Annotated in this window: 10 protein-coding genes; 4 read left to right on the plus strand and 6 right to left on the minus strand. The window is 63.1% G+C overall.

The features are described 5' to 3' along the window. Positions 1–50 precede the first annotated feature (50 nt). The 3 genes from ACZ6WW_RS00660 to ACZ6WW_RS00670 form a co-directional block, all read right to left on the minus strand. Positions 51–482 carry a YidB family protein gene (locus ACZ6WW_RS00660; RefSeq protein ID WP_281852559.1) on the minus strand — a complete coding sequence of 144 codons (432 nt, stop codon included), beginning with the start codon at positions 480–482 and terminating at the stop codon, positions 51–53. 136 nt (positions 483–618) lie between these two features. Then, positions 619–1,128, minus strand: coding sequence for a peptidylprolyl isomerase (locus tag ACZ6WW_RS00665; protein WP_465272544.1), 510 nt, complete (start codon positions 1,126–1,128; stop codon positions 619–621). Positions 1,129–1,217: 89 nt separating this feature from the next. Beyond that, the gene (locus ACZ6WW_RS00670) at positions 1,218–2,972 is read right to left on the minus strand and encodes a 3-hydroxybutyrate oligomer hydrolase family protein (protein WP_465272545.1); all 1,755 of its coding nucleotides are present in this window, start codon (positions 2,970–2,972) and stop codon (positions 1,218–1,220) included. Between the two features lie 192 nt (positions 2,973–3,164). Here ACZ6WW_RS00670 and ACZ6WW_RS00675 point away from each other — a divergent pair, with 192 nt between their 5' ends. Then, positions 3,165–3,821, plus strand: a complete 657-nt coding sequence (locus ACZ6WW_RS00675) for a response regulator transcription factor (RefSeq protein ID WP_465272546.1) — start codon at positions 3,165–3,167, stop codon at positions 3,819–3,821. A 156-nt stretch (positions 3,822–3,977) separates the two neighbouring features. Here the strand turns inward: ACZ6WW_RS00675 and ACZ6WW_RS00680 are convergent, their stop codons facing one another. From ACZ6WW_RS00680 to ACZ6WW_RS00690, 3 genes are all read right to left on the minus strand, one after another. After that, on the minus strand, positions 3,978–7,280 hold the full coding sequence (locus ACZ6WW_RS00680; protein WP_465272547.1) for a PAS-domain containing protein: 3,303 nt from the start codon (positions 7,278–7,280) through the stop codon (positions 3,978–3,980). 469 nt (positions 7,281–7,749) lie between these two features. Next, positions 7,750–8,760 carry an extracellular catalytic domain type 2 short-chain-length polyhydroxyalkanoate depolymerase gene (locus ACZ6WW_RS00685; protein WP_465272548.1) on the minus strand — a complete coding sequence of 337 codons (1,011 nt, stop codon included), beginning with the start codon at positions 8,758–8,760 and terminating at the stop codon, positions 7,750–7,752. Positions 8,761–8,828: 68 nt separating this feature from the next. Continuing rightward, a complete protein-coding gene (locus ACZ6WW_RS00690) occupies positions 8,829–11,048 on the minus strand; it encodes a TonB-dependent receptor (protein WP_465272549.1) in 2,220 nt (739 codons plus the stop codon). 157 nt (positions 11,049–11,205) lie between these two features. Here ACZ6WW_RS00690 and ACZ6WW_RS00695 point away from each other — a divergent pair, with 157 nt between their 5' ends. The 3 genes from ACZ6WW_RS00695 to typA all read left to right on the plus strand — a co-directional run bounded on the left by ACZ6WW_RS00695 (position 11,206) and on the right by typA (position 15,504). Beyond that, positions 11,206–12,603 (plus strand): GntP family permease, encoded by a 1,398-nt coding sequence (locus tag ACZ6WW_RS00695; protein ID WP_465272550.1) that lies wholly within the window; start codon positions 11,206–11,208, stop codon positions 12,601–12,603. 142 nt (positions 12,604–12,745) lie between these two features. Further along, positions 12,746–13,450 (plus strand): alpha/beta hydrolase family protein, encoded by a 705-nt coding sequence (locus ACZ6WW_RS00700; RefSeq protein WP_281852552.1) that lies wholly within the window; start codon positions 12,746–12,748, stop codon positions 13,448–13,450. Positions 13,451–13,674: 224 nt separating this feature from the next. After that, a complete protein-coding gene (typA, locus tag ACZ6WW_RS00705) occupies positions 13,675–15,504 on the plus strand; it encodes a translational GTPase TypA (RefSeq protein WP_465272551.1) in 1,830 nt (609 codons plus the stop codon). Positions 15,505–15,512: the final 8 nt, after the last annotated feature.

The raw sequence follows: 15,512 nt of genomic DNA on the forward strand, positions 1-15,512 counted from the left end.
CGGCACTGGCGAGGCGCTCGCCCCGCCAGTGTCGTCGGCAAAAGCCTGTATCAGGCGCGGTTGCCCATCAGCTTGCCGGCCAGGCCGGCCAAGGCGCCCAGATCGAAACCACCACCCGCCGGCTGGCCCTGCGGCACCTGGCCATCGGGCGTCAGGTGGTCGACAGCATGCGGCAACACCTGCGAAAGCTGGCCCAGCAGTTGGCCCGGATCCACGCCCAGCTTGGCTGCCATCCCTTCGACCGTGGCACCGAGGCCACCGTTGTTCAGCGCCTGACCGAGCTCGGCGCCTGATACCTGCTGATTGCTGCCGGTGCCGACCCAGGACTGCACCGCATCGCCCAGGCCATGCTGTTGAAGCATGCCGATCAGACCCTGCAGGCCACCGGCCTTGTTGATCAGTTCGCCGGCCATGGAGACCAGCGAGCCGCCCCCTGCCTCGTTTCCTTGACCGCCACCGAGCAAATCGTTGAGCAATGACATAGCCGTTCTCCTGACGCAGAAAGAGGGTCCGTTGTAGCTTGGCGATAGTAAACCCACGTGTCCTTCACTGTGGTGACGAAGGCGTGAAAAAGCCGCCGGGTTACCCAGGCGGCTTTGGGTATTACTGACGATGCGATCAGGCGCGCTCGTCGAGCACCGCGTTCCATTCCTTCACGCGATCGGCCTGCGCGGCGAGCAATGCGTCGACGTCGCCTTCCACGGTCACTTTCTCGATCGTGTCGCCCTGGCGGATGGCATCGATCACCTTCTGGTCGTCGGCGCCGAGGATTTCGCCGAACACGCTGTGCTTGCCGTCCAGCCACGGGGTGGCGCCATGGGTGATGAAGAACTGGCTGCCATTGGTACGCGGGCCGGCATTGGCCATTGACAGGATGCCCGGCTTGTCGTGACGCAGCGAGGCGTCGAATTCGTCCTCGAAACGATACCCCGGGCCGCCACGGCCGCTACCTTCCGGGCAGCCGCCCTGGATCATGAAATCGGCGATCACGCGATGAAACGACAGGCCGTCGTAATAGCCACGGCGCGCCAGATTGACGAAGCTGGCAACGGTGACGGGGGTCTTGTCGTCATGCAGACGCAGATGGATCGGGCCGCGGTTGGTATCGAGGGTAACGTTAATGGTCATCGAGGCTTCCTGATGTGGGTGGGGCCGTCTTCTGGGGACGGCTTTAGACCGACAAGGATACCCCAGCCAGGGGCTCGTGCCCTATCACCTCAAGGCAACCCCAATGCCTCGCGCTCCAGCGCAGCCTTGCCGCGCGGCTTGCCCTGCGGCGTGGGCGCGTCCGTCGGCCAGGCGGCCGCCTCGAACAGGTGCGACCAAAGGCGATCCAGCGCCCAGTAGCCGTAGGGCATCAGGGGCAAATGCCGTTCGCCGAAGCCCGGCAGCGCAAGAAAGGCGTCGAAGTGCTGCGCGTGCGGCACCTTCCAATACAAGGGTCGGCGCCCTTGCGCACGCAACCAGTCGACATAGGGCTCGGAGCTGAAAGCGGTCGGCAGCAGGCCGTCGTCCGCACCATGCACGATCCATATCGGCAAATCGGCACGTGGCAAACGCCCTGCCGTCGCAGCCACGGAAGCGTGCAAGGTTTTCGCATCGGCGCTTTGACCCTCCCAAAGCGCACGCAGGCAATCGGCACCGGCCAGACTCGGGTCGCTCGGCGCGTCCATGCCGCCGAAAAGGCCGATGCCGTTGCCAGGCGGAATACCCGCGCCGTCGGACCACCACGCGGCACGCACCGCCGCGCTTGCCGTTGCCGGCTTTCCATCCGCGCCCAGCGCGGCGTAGCTGAAACCGCATGGCATCGATGCGGCGCCGCTACGCATATACGACGACGCATAACCGGCCGTAATGGCACGCCACAGATCGAACGCGGTCACGCTGGCGGAAACTTCCATCGCACCATCGGCCCAACCGGCCGCGCGCAAATGCTCGTACGCTTGCGCCGCCTGTTTCGCGGGCGTGTCGCCGGCGAGCTTGCCTTGCGCGTGCAGACTCGCACAGCGCGCCGTCCATGCCGGCGGCACGTCGCCGTGCGGCGTACGCGCGAAAGGCACATGCGCAAAACGCTCGTCGCTCAGCGCGCAAGGCAACCAGATCGATGCCTCCGTCGCGTAGTCGTACAACGCCCGGCCCTGCCCTTCGGCGTGGATATTCGGTTCGAGCGAAACCACACCGGACAACAGGTGCTCGTCGTCCAAGCCGGCCGCCTGCAATACCGCACCGCCACCATTGGAGAGGCCCGTAGCGATGATGCGCGTGTTCTGCGCAGTGAACGGCGCCTGGTTCGGATAGGCGCGATCGAGCATGGCCAGACCGAACTTCGCCGCCTGCAGGACATGACGTCCCCAATCCGCTTCGGGGTTATCGCCGGAGTGCAAATGCTTGATGGCGATCGCCGACGAACCGGCTATGGCGGGCGGCTCGAATTCCAGCGGTTTGCTGCCACGCTGCGCACGCGTGCCGTCGAGTGCGACACCGCTATCGTCGGCATAGTCGAAATAACCTGCGCCGGTGCCTTTGTCGGTATAGGCAACAGCGCAACCGTGCGGCAGTCCCCAGGCGCCGGCCAGCGAGATCGCGCCATAAATGCCACGCGACCCGGACGATGCGGTGACGATGAGGCAGCGTCGCTGCGTATCGAAGTTGTCCGGCACCTGCAGCAACACGCGATGCGGTTGCCTGGCACCGGGAATCCATGCGAAGGCCTGGTACTCATGACCCGGCACATCGGGCACGCCGCCATAGACGCTTCCATAACCCCCCAACGGACCGAGATCGGCAATGCCTTTCCAACTGGCTTGAATCGCGCGACGGCGAAGTTCGACCGGCGTGGGATGTTGCGGATCGGCGAATGGCGCAGGCGCGCCGGCAAGCCCCTTGAGGCCCAGGCCCGCACTAAGCAGATCGTCGCCGTTGCGGTGATCGGTCGCACTGATATCGCCACGCACAAAGTCGGCCGCTTTCATGGAACGCTCCGTCGTTCGGGGAGATGACGCGCAGCCGGACACGGCCGCTGCGATCAGAAGGACCAGCCAGGCGCGGGATCGTTTTTTCATCCCGGCACGATAGCAAGCCAATCCGCATGCGCCATCGTACTAAAGTCCAGCATGACGTTTCGAACTCGACGGCGACGCCGCATCCGGCTACCGTCGGCGCCCATGACACGCTTGCTGATTGCCGACGACCATCCGTTGTTTCGTGCTGCGCTGCGCCAGGCAGCGAGCGAAAGCGTGCCCGATTGCAAGGTGCTCGAAGCATTCGATCTCGATAGTGCGCTAAGCGTGCTGGGTGCGGAGCCCGACATCGACCTTGTGCTGCTCGACCTGCATATGCCCGGCAGCCAGGGACTTTCCGGACTCGCAGCGTTGCGCGGGCAATATCCCGGCGTCGCGGTGTTGGTGGTGTCCGGCCACGACGATCCACGCATCGTGCGTCGTGTGCTCAATCATGGCGCGGCGGGTTTTATTCCCAAGAGCGCGAGCCCCGCCGAGATCGGCGAGGCCATTCGCACCGTGCTCGACTGCGGCAGCTGGCTGCCACCGGCATGGGCGCAGACGATCGAATCGCTGCCATCGGACCCGGCCGATACCGATCTGGCCGCGCGCCTGGCCCGATTGACCGAACAGCAATATCGCGTACTGGTCCTGCTTGGCGAGGGCTTGCTCAACAAGCAGATCGCCGATCGGCTGTCGATCCAGGAGCGCACCGTCAAGGCGCATGTCACTGCGATCTTCGAGAAGCTCGGCGTGCGTAATCGCACGCAGGCGGGGGTGTTGTTGCAGTCGCTGACGTTGAATGATCCGGCGCGTATTTAGGGCTGGCGAAATACTCTCCTCATCGTCATTCCGGCGAAGGCCGGAATCCATTCCTCAGTCGTCGCTTGTTAGATAACTTCCGGCAAGCGGCAATGCTGAGGGTTGGATTCCGGCCTTCGCCGGAATGACGGATAGGGTTGGTTTTCGAGAATACTTTCAGGCCTGCTGCGCGGTTGCCACCCGCTGCAACACCTGCCGCAACGCCAACGGCTTGAGCGGCTTGTACAACACGCCCACGCCACGCTCCAACAGACGCTGCCGCAGTTCGCCATCACGATCGGCGGTAAGAATGATCGTCGGCGTACCGCTCGCCGCCTCGCCCATTGCATGCCACACATCGATCCCCGTGCAACCACCATCGAGGTGGTAATCGAAGATATGCAGGTCGGCAGGCCACGGCGCGGCGCGCGCCTGTTCGATCGTACGCGCCGCATGCACCTGCCAGCCCCAACTGGACAGCAAGGCCGACAGCGCGGAAAGCGCCGCCGGTTCGTTATCCACGACTAGCGCACGTCCGTTGGGCAAAGGCTGCGTGACGACCGTTGTGGCTGCAGGTTGCAGCGACGGCGCCACGCGCAACACTTCCAGATCGAACACGCTACCGCGTCCCGGCCACGAGCGCAGATGCAACGGCGTTCCCAACAAGCCCGCCATGCGCTGCGCAATCGACAACCCCAATCCAAGCCCCTGCCCACCTGCCGTACTGCCGCGACGGAATTCGTCGAAGATCACGCGCTGCTCTTCCGGTGCGATACCCGGCCCGGTATCCCACACCTCCAGGCGCAAACGATCGCCACGACGCCGCACGCCAAGCAGCACGCGACCGCGTTCGGCATAGCGCAATGCGTTGGACAGAAAATTCTGCAGTACACGACGCAGCAATTGCGGATCGGTATGCACCCAGGCCCGGCTACCGACGACATCCAGGCGAATGCCGCGTTCTTCGGCAAGCACCCGAAATTCAGCCGCCAGCGGATCGAGCACTTCGGCCAACGCAAAACCGCGTGGTTGTGGATGCAGCCGTCCTGCTTCCAGGCGTGCGATATCGAGCAGACCCGCCAGCAAACCCTCCGTTGCTGCCAACGCGCCGTTGAGATGACGCACCGTAGTGACTTCACCGCCACGCTCTGCCAAGGCGTGCGCGAACAGCTGCGCCGCATGCAAGGGTTGCATCAGGTCATGGCTGACCGCCGCAAGAAAACGGCTCTTCGCTTCGTTCGCACGCTGCGCCTCGGCACTCGCCGCAGCCAATTCGCGCGTGCGCTCGCCCACACGCCATTCGAGCGTCTCGTTCGAACGCAGCAAGGCATCTTCCGCCTGCCGAAACGCGGTGACGTCGGTAAACGTCGCGACGAACCCACCACCGGGCATCGGGTTGCCGCGGATCTCCACCACCGTGCCGTCGGGGAAGCGACGCTCGGATAGATGCCGCGTGCCCGCGCGCATATGCGTCAACCGACGCTGTACGCGGTCTTCAAGCTCGCCCTCGCCGATCATGCCGCGATCGATGTTATAGCGCGTCAGCTCGGCCACCGGACGTCCGACCTGTAGCAGTTCGGATGGGTAATCGAACAGGCTGGCGTAGCGACGGTTCCACGCCACCAGGCGCAGCTCGGCATCGACCACGCAGATGCCCTGACTCATGTTTTCCAGCGCGGCCTCAAGTACCCGCTGATTGAAACGCAGATCCTGCGCCGCCTCGCCAACGATGGCCGCCACGGTGTCGATTTCGCCGCCGCGCTGCTGACGCACCACTTCCAACAAGAGTCGCGCGGATGCCGCACCGATCACCGCCGCCAGTTCGTGTTCGACCAAGGCCACACGATGGCCACCGGCCAGACCATGTGCCGGCGCGTTATCGAATAGATGCTCGACCCGTTCGGTCGGCAGGAAACGCACCGCCAGCGCGTGCAATTGGGAGACATCGATATCGCCGACACTGACCGGCCGCACCACCTGCCCGAACCGCGAGCCGGCCAACACCATCGTCACGGCGATATTCACCGCCAGACTCAACACCACCGCACGGCCCAGGCGACTCCAGTCGTCCAGTCCGAGCAAACCATCCGGCGACAACCAACGGATGCCAAACGGGCCAGTGTGCATCCAGACCGCGTCGGTCATGATCGCCGGCAGCAGGATATACAACCAGGCCAACGTTCCCGCTGCCAAGCCCATAGCGACAGCACGCGGCCCCCATTGCGGGCGATACACGGCAGCCAATAGCGCAGGCGCGAGACCTGCCAGGGCGGAAAACGAGATCGCGCCGATATCGGCTAAGGCATCGTTGCGCGCCAGTGCGCGGCTATACCCCCAGGCGAGCAGGATCACCACCAGGATCGCCACGCGACGCTGGTTGATCACCTCGCCACGCAGATCGCCGCGCTCGTCGCGCCCCCAACCCGCGCGCACGCGCAAGGGGGCGATGAAGTGATTGACGATCATCAGACTCAACGCAAGCGTCGCCACCACTACCATGCTGGTCGCCGCACTCAAGCCGCCAAGAAATGCCACCAGCGCGAGGCCGTGCTGTTCGCGCGCCATCGGCAAGGCAAGCACATACAGATCCGAAGGCACGCCGCTTGGGCCCAGCCACGCATCGCCCAGGCGCGCCAACGGAAGAATCGGCAACGAGATAAGCAACATGTACAGCGGAAAGAGCCAGCGTGCCGTACGCAGATGCGACGCATCGCGACACTCCACCACGCCAGCATGAAACTGGTGCGGCAAGGTAAACATCGCCAGTGCACCGAGCAGGATCAGCGCAGGAAAGCCCGAACTGTCGTGCGGCGGTGGTGCGGCATGCACGAGATTGGCAGGCAACGGCGCAAACAACAGCGAACCCAAGGCCAACATCGCGCTCAGCTTGAACAGCGATTCGAACGCCATCGCCAGCACGAGTCCACGGTTATGCGCCATCGCCGAGGCGCGCCGCGTGCCGAACAGCATCGCGAACAGCGCCATCAGCAAGGCGACATACAGCGCACTGTCCTGCCATGGTTCGGACTCGGTGATCTGCCCATGGCTGAGCATCGCGTAGCTCATCGCCACCGCCTTGAGCTGCAGCGCGATATACGGAACGATACCGATCACCACCACCGCGGTAACCATCGCCGCCAGGCCGGAATGACGGCCGAGGCGCACCGCGATCAAATCAGCCAATGAGCCCGCGTTGTAATCGCGCGCCAGCTGCACCAATCGGCGCAGCACGGTAACGGCAAGCAGATACATCAAGATCGCGCCGATAAACGTCGGCGGCAACCACCACCCCGAACGGCTCGCCTGCGTTACCGTGCCGTAGAACGTCCACGACGTGCAGTGGATGGCCAGCGACAGTGCGTAAACGATCGCCCAGCGTTTTTCGAAAAGATGCGGGCGGCGCTCGCCGATGAGCGCTACGCCGAAAAGCAGGCCGAGCCAGACGAGTGCGGCGGCGGCGATGACGGTGGAGTTCAGCATGCGCCACCAACGCCAAAGCGCCCCCTCACCCCAACCCTCTCCCCCGGCGGAGCCAGGGGAGAGGGGGCAGATTGTCGCGAGCTTGAAAACTGGAGGCGAGGCGAAGCGAGCCTACAGCTCTCTGGGGCCCCTCGGGAGCCGAGGGAGGTTTGGACGATAAGGCCCCGAAGGGGGACTCGGCAGGGATGCCGAGTCCTTTTCGACAGGACAGGGACGTCCTGTCGAAAAGCCCGGCCAGACCTCCCGGTCGCGCAGCGACGGCGTACTAGGGGTGTCCTTTCTTTGGTTATCTTTCTTTGGACAAGCAAAGAAAGTAACTCGGCGACCGGCAGGTCGGCGAAACACGCCGCAGGCGACTTTCTAGCCTGAGAGCAAAACCAAAGCGACAAATCAACACCGAAGTCACTGGATCCCGGCCTGCGCCGGGATGACGAGGATGTAGGGCTGAGGCGAGAAGACGCGCGCAACATCAACGCGGCGCAGCAATCCCCAACTGCTCCACCACATGAATCACCCACCGCGGCTGCACCCCACGCCGAGTATCGTAATCCCCACCCGAATACCCCCACCAATCCCAACACGCCTGCGGATTCAACGGCGCCATGCTCGCGCGCGTCTGAGGATACAGCACCGCCACATCATAGGCGTCCGCCCAACGATTGAACCCGGCGTCCTTCACAAAGGCCTCGCCCACCGCCGCCGCATTCTGCTTGCACCCATGAAACGCCACCAGCAGACCACAGGGCTTTCCAGCCGCACACGACGGCGGCACGTAAAGATAGCCATCGTCGGCCAACAAGGGATCGACATTGTCGACCCGATAGGCGTTCTGGCTGAACGTCTGCAACTGCCCCTTGGCATCACCCACCGCATGCAACGGCTTGCCATAGAGCTGCGCAAAGATCTCGCCCGCAGCATCAAAGCCGCAATGCCCCAGATACGGCGAAACCGACTTGTCGCAATCATCGCCGGTCGCCGCAATCGGCAGGTTGTGCGCAAAGGCACGGTTGCCGTCATCGACCACCTGCAAACCCTTCAAGCCCGGCACCGTGTCGCGCAGGCGCTGATAGAACTGCGCGCCAGCCTCGGCCACCGACGGCGCAACCAACGCATCATCCTTGCCATGCAACAGATACGCCTTGCCATGCGCAAGATTTTTCAGCGCGCCGTTATCGCCGGACTGCGCACGCTGAGTGGCCTTGGTCACCAGCGCAGAAACATCCGCCGCCGGCGTACCCTTCATGCAACTGCTCAGCGCCACATCCAGCTTGCCGCCCGCACAGGCATACGGCCCACCCGCCACGATCGCCGCGTAAGGAAACACATCCGGATAGGCGAGCTGCATCTGCGTCGCCATATAAGCACCGGAAGACAACCCGGCCACCGCTACGCGGTGCGGATCGAGCTTGAGTTTCGGCAACGGGTCCGCGTGCGCGCCCACAGCGAGCAGGCCAAGGCATAAAGCACCGATCCAACGCATGGCATTCTCCAAAAAAAGTACCCTCCCCCTCAGGCTCCAGCCGTCGGGAGAGGGCGGGGAGTTACACTTTAGAACTTATAGCGCGCGCTGAGCGTAACCACACGCGGCGCCCCGTAATAGCCCGTCACGATGCCCAGCGCGGCAATGTTGTAGCCGGTGGTGCGATACGCCTTGTTGGCCAGGTTGCTGCCCTGCAGGCTCAGCGTCCATGGATCGTTGATCTGCCAGATCACACCCGCATTCCACAGACCATAGGACGGCTGCAGGATCAGCGGCGACAAGGTCGTCTCGGGATAGACCGACGTCTGGTAGGTGTAGTTGATGCGACCGGTAATGCTGCCGCCATTGGCCAGCGGATAGGTGTTCTCCAGCGACAAGCCGCCCGACCATTTCGGCGCATTGGTAAAGCGCTGCGTGTCGGCGATATTCACGCCGCCGCTCAGGAACTGCGTGTACTTGGTATGCAGGTACGCCACGTTGCCGCTGAAGGTCCAGTTTTCCGTTGGCTTCCAGGCGAATTCTTCTTCCAGGCCGTCGATATGGCCCTTGCCGGCATTGGTGAAGTCGCCGAAGAAACCCTGGCTGCCGTTGGGCAAGGTGTACGAGGTAAACACCGACAGCTGGATGTTCGAGTACACGTTGTGGAAGACCGCCGTGTTGGCCATCAGGCGATCGTCGAAGAACGTCATCTTGCTGCCCAACTCGTACGACTGCACCTTCTCGTCCTGGATTGGACGGCACGAGCTGGGAATCGCCACGCAGTTGGCGCGAATGTTGTAGCCGCCCGAATGGAAGCCTTCGCTATAGCTGGCGTAAAGATTGATGTGATCGCTGGCCGCCCAGTTCAGCGACACCTTGGGCGAGGCGTTGTTGGTGGTGTGCGAGCCGCTGAAATCGGCCAGCGTAGCTATAGGGTTGCTGAAGCTCGCATCGGCATAGCCATAGTTCTGGATGACCGCGCTCTTGGTTTCGCGACTCAGGCGTACGCCCACATCCAGGCTCCACTGCGGGCTGATATCCCAGGTGAAGTCGCCATAGCCCGCATAGCTCTTGGTACCTACGCGTCCACCGGTACTGCCGTATTGCGCCAGCCCCAGCAGGCTATAGGGCGGCGAACCCAGGAAGATGTTGTCGATCTGCCCGGCCGCCGAACCTTTGAAGTAGAACAGGCCGAACACGCCATGCAGCGAGCCGCCCGAATCGTAGTTCGCCTGTAACTCCTGGGTGAACTGATGATCGGTGTAGACGGCGCCGACGTCGGCGATCTTTTCCGGCAGCGTATCGAAGTCGATATTGGTGTCGGTCGACGATTCGCGGTATGCCGTGATCGATTTGAACGACCAGTCCTGGCTGGCGATCCAGTTCAGGGTCAGCGCGGCGCCGCTCATCTCGGTGTTGTTGAGCTGGGCCATGCCGCTGCGCGTGTTGTAGTTGCTGTTCAACGGCTGGTAGGTCGGATCCAACGCGTTGACCGTCAGCAGCTTGGCGCCGCGCGGATTGGAATTGTCACGCATGCCATCCACCGACAGCTGCGCATTGAATTCGCTGGACGGGAAAAAGCCGATGCTGGCACGCGCCGCATTGGTGTTCTTGTTGCCGTTACGGCTATTGGTGAGCAGGTCCGTGCCGTAGCCGTCGTTGTGCTCGCTGGCTACCGCAATACGCCCGCGCCACACGCCATCGGAGGTGGCACCGCCGACATTGGCCTTGATGTCCTTCTCGCCATAGGTGCCTACGGTGGCTTCCACGGAACCCGTGGTCTTCGTCGGCAATGGGTTGGATACGTATTTGATCGCGCCACCGATGGTGTTCTTGCCGTACAGGCTGCCTTGCGGGCCGCGCAGCACTTCGATGCGGTTGACGTCGAACACGTCCAGCAAGGTGCCCTGGGGGCGTGCCAGATACACGTCGTCCAGATAGATACCGACGCCCGGATCGAAGCCCCAGGTCGGATCGGCCTGGCCGACGCCGCGGATATAGGCGGTCAAGGTGGTGTTGGAGCCGCGCGCTGCATAGACCTGCAGCGACGGCACCTTGCCCTGCAGATCGCCGATGTTCTGCACGTTCTGCTTGTAGAGCGAATCGGCGGTGAAGGCGCTGACGGCGATCGGCACGTCCTGCAGCGTTTCTTCGCGTTTGCGCGCGGTGACTTTGATCTCGCCCAATTGCTTGGCGTCGCTGGTCTTGGCAGCCGTGCCGGTATCGCCGGCCTGTTGCGCGTAAAGCGATGTGCTACCGAGCAGGCCAAACACCAGCCCAACCGCAAGACTCAAATGCGTGCGTTTCATGTCACCCCTCGTCAATGAACGCATCCACTCCCCCGGATGCCGATGCCCGGCAGATTAGGCAGGTGCGAACGGGGCCACACTTGTACCTTGGTACAGTGCCGCCCGCGCCATGGCTTGCGGATACTCGCCGCCCAACGTCCATGGAGGAACTTCGGGCATGGCCTTTCTGATCGTGCTGGCCGCACTGTGTTTTCTGATGTATGCGGCATACCGCGGCTACAGCGTGATCCTGTTCGCGCCGATCGCCGCGTTAGGCGCGGTCCTGCTGACCGACCCGGCGCTGGTCGCGCCGATCTTCACCGGCCTGTTCATGGACAAGATGGTCGGCTTCTTGAAGCTGTACTTTCCGGTGTTCATGCTCGGGGCGGTGTTCGGCAAGCTGATCGAGCTATCGGGTTTTTCCAAATCCATCGTCGCTGGCACCATCGGCCTGGTCGGACGCAGCCGCGCGATGCTGTCGATCGTGCTGGTCTGTGCCCTGCTTACCTACGGCGGCGTGTCGCTGTTCGTGGTGGTGTTCGCGGTGTATCCGTTCGCTGCGGAGCTGTTTCGCCAGTCGCAGATCCCCAAGCGCCTGATTCCCGGCACCATCGCGCTGGGCGCGTTCACCTTCACCATGGATTCGCTGCCCGGTACGCCACAGATCCAGAACATCATTCCGTCCGCCTTCTTCGGCACCAATGGCTGGGCCGCACCATGGCTGGGTACGCTGGGATCGGTATTCATCCTGGTGGTTGGCCTGCTTTATCTGGAATCGCGCCGGCGCCGCGCGGCGGCAGCGGGCGAAGGCTATGGCGACAACCTCGTCAACGAACCCGCGCCGTTCGAAGACAGCAAGTTGGCGCATCCGTTGGTCGCATTGCTGCCGCTCGTCTTGGTCGGCGTTGCCAACAAGCTGCTGACCGATGCGATTCCGAAACTCTATGGCCCGACGCAATCGTTCGTGCCGGCCGTGGTCGGCAAGGCTGAACCGGTGGTGCAGGACGTGGCCAAGATTGCCGCGATCTGGGCGGTGGAAGGCGCGCTGCTGTTGGGCGTCGTCTGCGTGCTGGCCTTTGCGTGGCGACCGGTAACGCGGCGTTTTGCCGAAGGCAGCAAGGCGGCGGTCGCAGGCGCGTTGCTGGCATCGATGAACACCGCTTCCGAGTATGGCTTTGGCGCAGTGATCGCCGCCTTGCCCGGTTTCAAACTGGTGGCCGATGGTCTGCACGCCATTCCCAATCCGCTGGTCAACGAAGCGGTCACTGTGACCGCACTGGCCGGCATCACCGGCTCGGCCTCCGGCGGCATGAGCATCGCGCTGGCGGCAATGGCGCAGACGTTCATCCACAACGCACAGGCGGCCGGCATTCCGATGGAAGTCCTGCACCGCGTCGCAGCGATGGCTTCCGGGGGCATGGACACGCTGCCGCACAACGGCGCGGTGATCACCTTGCTGGCCGTGACCGGGCTGACGCATCGGCAGTCGTATCGCGACATCTTCGCGATCACCGTGATCAAGACGCTCGCCGTCTTCGTGGTGATCGCCACGTTCTACCTGACCGGCCTGGTTTAGCGCTTTGTCCCCTCTCCCCTGGCTCTGCCGGGGGAGAGGGTTAGGGTGAGGGGGGCTTTTCGTACTTCGACAACAACCGAGCACCTCCGCACTTCCCGCCCCATCCGGGGCATTCCAGTGAAAGCGTAGGGAGCAACAAGCGATGTCCATCAAGCAACGCGTGCTGGGGCTATTGGCCCTGTTGTTGTTAAGTCCCGTATTGGCTCTGCATGCCACCTGTGTCGACAACGTCGTGCTCGTGCATGGCAACACCGGCAGCCCGGTCGATTTCCAGAACACCGTCGACCTGCTGCTGCAAAACGGCTACACCAGTTCGCAAATTTTCGCGCCCTCCTGGGGCAACTCGCTGTGCGCCGCCTGCAACGACCACAACGGCACCGAAGAAACACCGGTGCGCAATGCGATCACCAGCGCGATCGCCAGCTCCTGCACCGGCCATATCGATGTGATCGGCCATTCGATGGGCGCCACCCTGGCGGCGCTGGAAATCACCAAGCTCAATGTTTCGTCGAAGGTCGACGTATTCCTGGGCATCGCCGGTGCGTTCCATGGCCTGTACACCTGCGGCATCTATCCGTTCAACGTCGCCACGCTGACCTGCGGCCAGTACGGCCTGTCGATCAGCAGCCCCCTGCTCAACGGCCTGGACGGCAAGCATTTCGGGCAGAAGGAGTACACCTTCATTTCCTGGGTCGACGAGATCAACTGCGCCACCGGCACGTGTCTGGTCTATGGCGTTCACACCTCGACCATTGACGGGGAAACGGCCAGCTATGCCTATCCGTATGAGCACTATCAGTTGTTGTATGCGACGGCGGCGGATCAGTTGAGTTTGATCCAGCAGTAGTGGGGCAGGAGTGAGGGGTCAGCAGTGAGGTTGCCCTCTGCGAGGGCCGAAAGAGCCGGGGAACCGGCTCTTTTTTATTGCCGAAGGCCGGCGAAACCTGCCTGAACGCCCAAATCCTGAACAACTCCCCGCCCCCCAGGCAAGTTGTCACATAACCGCGTATAATCGTCCGATTCGCCTTCTTGAAACCTGCCGCGACGGTCCAAAGCCGCCCGAGTCCACTCATGTCCATCGAAAATCTGCGCAATATCGCCATCGTCGCTCACGTCGATCACGGCAAAACCACGCTGGTCGATCAGCTCTTGAAGCAGTCGGGCACGCTCTCGGAGCGTACCGTGCTGGCCGAGCGCGTGATGGACTCCAACGACCAGGAAAAGGAACGTGGCATCACCATCCTGGCCAAGAACACTGCCATCACCTGGCAGGGCAACCGCATCAACATCGTCGACACCCCCGGACACGCCGACTTCGGCGGCGAAGTGGAGCGCGTGCTGTCGATGGTCGATACGGTGCTGATCCTGGTCGACGCGATGGACGGCCCGATGCCGCAGACGCGCTTCGTGACCCAGAAGGCGTTCGCGATGGGCTTCAAGCCGATCGTGGTGATCAACAAGATCGACCGCCCCGGCGCCCGCCCGCAGTGGGTCGTGGACCAGGTGTGGGACCTGTTCGATCGCCTGGGCGCCACCGCCGAGCAGATGGATTTCCCGATCGTCTACGCCTCGGCGCTGAACGGCTACGCCAGCCTCGACGACTCCGTGCGCGAAGGCGACATGACCCCGCTGTATCAGGCGATCATGGATCACACGCCCAAGCCGGAGGTCGACCCGGAAGGTCCGTTCCAGATGCGCATCAGCCAGCTGGACTACAACAACTTCGTCGGCGTCATCGGCATTGGTCGCATCCAGCGCGGCACGCTGAAGAAGAACATGCCGGTCGCCGTGATCAACCGCGAAGGCAAGAAGCGCCAGGGCAAGGTGCTGCAGGTGCTCGGCTTCCTCGGCCTGGAGCGCATCGAGCAGGACACTGCCGAAGCCGGCGACATCATCGCCATCTCGGGCATCGCGGAACTGACCATCTCCGACACCATCTGCGCGCTCGACACCCCCGAAGCGCTGCCGGCACTGACCGTCGACGAGCCGACCATCAGCATGACCTTCCAGGTCAACAACTCGCCGTTCGCCGGTAACAAGGACCTTTCCGGCGGCAAGTTCCTGACCAGCCGTCAGTTGAAGGACCGCCTGGACCGCGAGCAGGTGCACAACGTGGCACTGAAGGTCGAGCAAGGCTCCGACGCCGACAAGTTCCTGGTCTCGGGCCGTGGCGAACTGCATCTGTCGGTGCTGATCGAAAACATGCGTCGCGAAGGCTACGAGCTGGCCGTGTCGCGTCCGGAAGTGATCATCAAGGAAATCGACGGCCAGAAGATGGAGCCGATCGAGCAGTTGGTGGTCGACGTCGAAGAAATTCACCAGGGTCCGGTCATGGAGCGCCTGGGCACCCGCAAGGGCCAGCTCAAGAACATGGAGCCGGACGGCAAGGGTCGCGTGCGTCTGGAGTACATGATCCCGGCGCGCGGCCTGATCGGCTTCCAGAACCAGTTCAAGACCCTCACCCAGGGTTCGGGCCTGCTGTTCCACGTGTTCGATCACTACGGTGCGAAGGAAGAAGGCCAGATCGCCAAGCGCCTCAACGGCGTGATGATCGCCAACGCTGCCGGCACCACCCCCGCCTACTCGCTGGGGCCGTTGCAGGACCGCGGCAAGCTGTTCGCCGCCGAAGGCGACTCGGTGTATGAAGGCCAGCTGGTCGGCATTCACTCCAAGGACAACGACCTCACCGTCAACGCGATCAAGCCCAAGCCGCTGACCAATATGCGCGCCTCGGGCAAGGACGACGCGATCCAGCTCAGCCCGGCGATCAAGTTCTCGCTGGAGCAGGCGCTGGACTTCATCGACGACGACGAGCTGGTCGAGATCACGCCGAAGGAAATCCGCCTGCGCAAGAAGCACCTGACCGAAAACGATCGCAAGAAGGCTTCGCGCTCGTCCTGATCGGTCAG

The organism is Dyella sp. NPDC103356 (assembly GCF_055584465.1).

What these genes read in the sequence shown, in the direction of transcription:
- ACZ6WW_RS00690 (WP_465272549.1), bottom strand. Translation starts at nt 11,048, where the DNA reads ATGAAACGCACGCATTTGAGTCTTGCGGTTGGGCTGGTGTTTGGCCTG.
- ACZ6WW_RS00700 (WP_281852552.1), top strand. Translation starts at nt 12,746, where the DNA reads ATGTCCATCAAGCAACGCGTGCTGGGGCTATTGGCCCTGTTGTTGTTA.
- ACZ6WW_RS00685 (WP_465272548.1), bottom strand. Translation starts at nt 8,760, where the DNA reads ATGCGTTGGATCGGTGCTTTATGCCTTGGCCTGCTCGCTGTGGGCGCG.
- ACZ6WW_RS00680 (WP_465272547.1), bottom strand. Translation starts at nt 7,280, where the DNA reads ATGCTGAACTCCACCGTCATCGCCGCCGCCGCACTCGTCTGGCTCGGC.
- ACZ6WW_RS00695 (WP_465272550.1), top strand. Translation starts at nt 11,206, where the DNA reads ATGGCCTTTCTGATCGTGCTGGCCGCACTGTGTTTTCTGATGTATGCG.
- typA (WP_465272551.1), top strand. Translation starts at nt 13,675, where the DNA reads ATGTCCATCGAAAATCTGCGCAATATCGCCATCGTCGCTCACGTCGAT.
- ACZ6WW_RS00660 (WP_281852559.1), bottom strand. Translation starts at nt 482, where the DNA reads ATGTCATTGCTCAACGATTTGCTCGGTGGCGGTCAAGGAAACGAGGCA.
- ACZ6WW_RS00670 (WP_465272545.1), bottom strand. Translation starts at nt 2,972, where the DNA reads ATGAAAGCGGCCGACTTTGTGCGTGGCGATATCAGTGCGACCGATCAC.
- ACZ6WW_RS00665 (WP_465272544.1), bottom strand. Translation starts at nt 1,128, where the DNA reads ATGACCATTAACGTTACCCTCGATACCAACCGCGGCCCGATCCATCTG.
- ACZ6WW_RS00675 (WP_465272546.1), top strand. Translation starts at nt 3,165, where the DNA reads ATGACACGCTTGCTGATTGCCGACGACCATCCGTTGTTTCGTGCTGCG.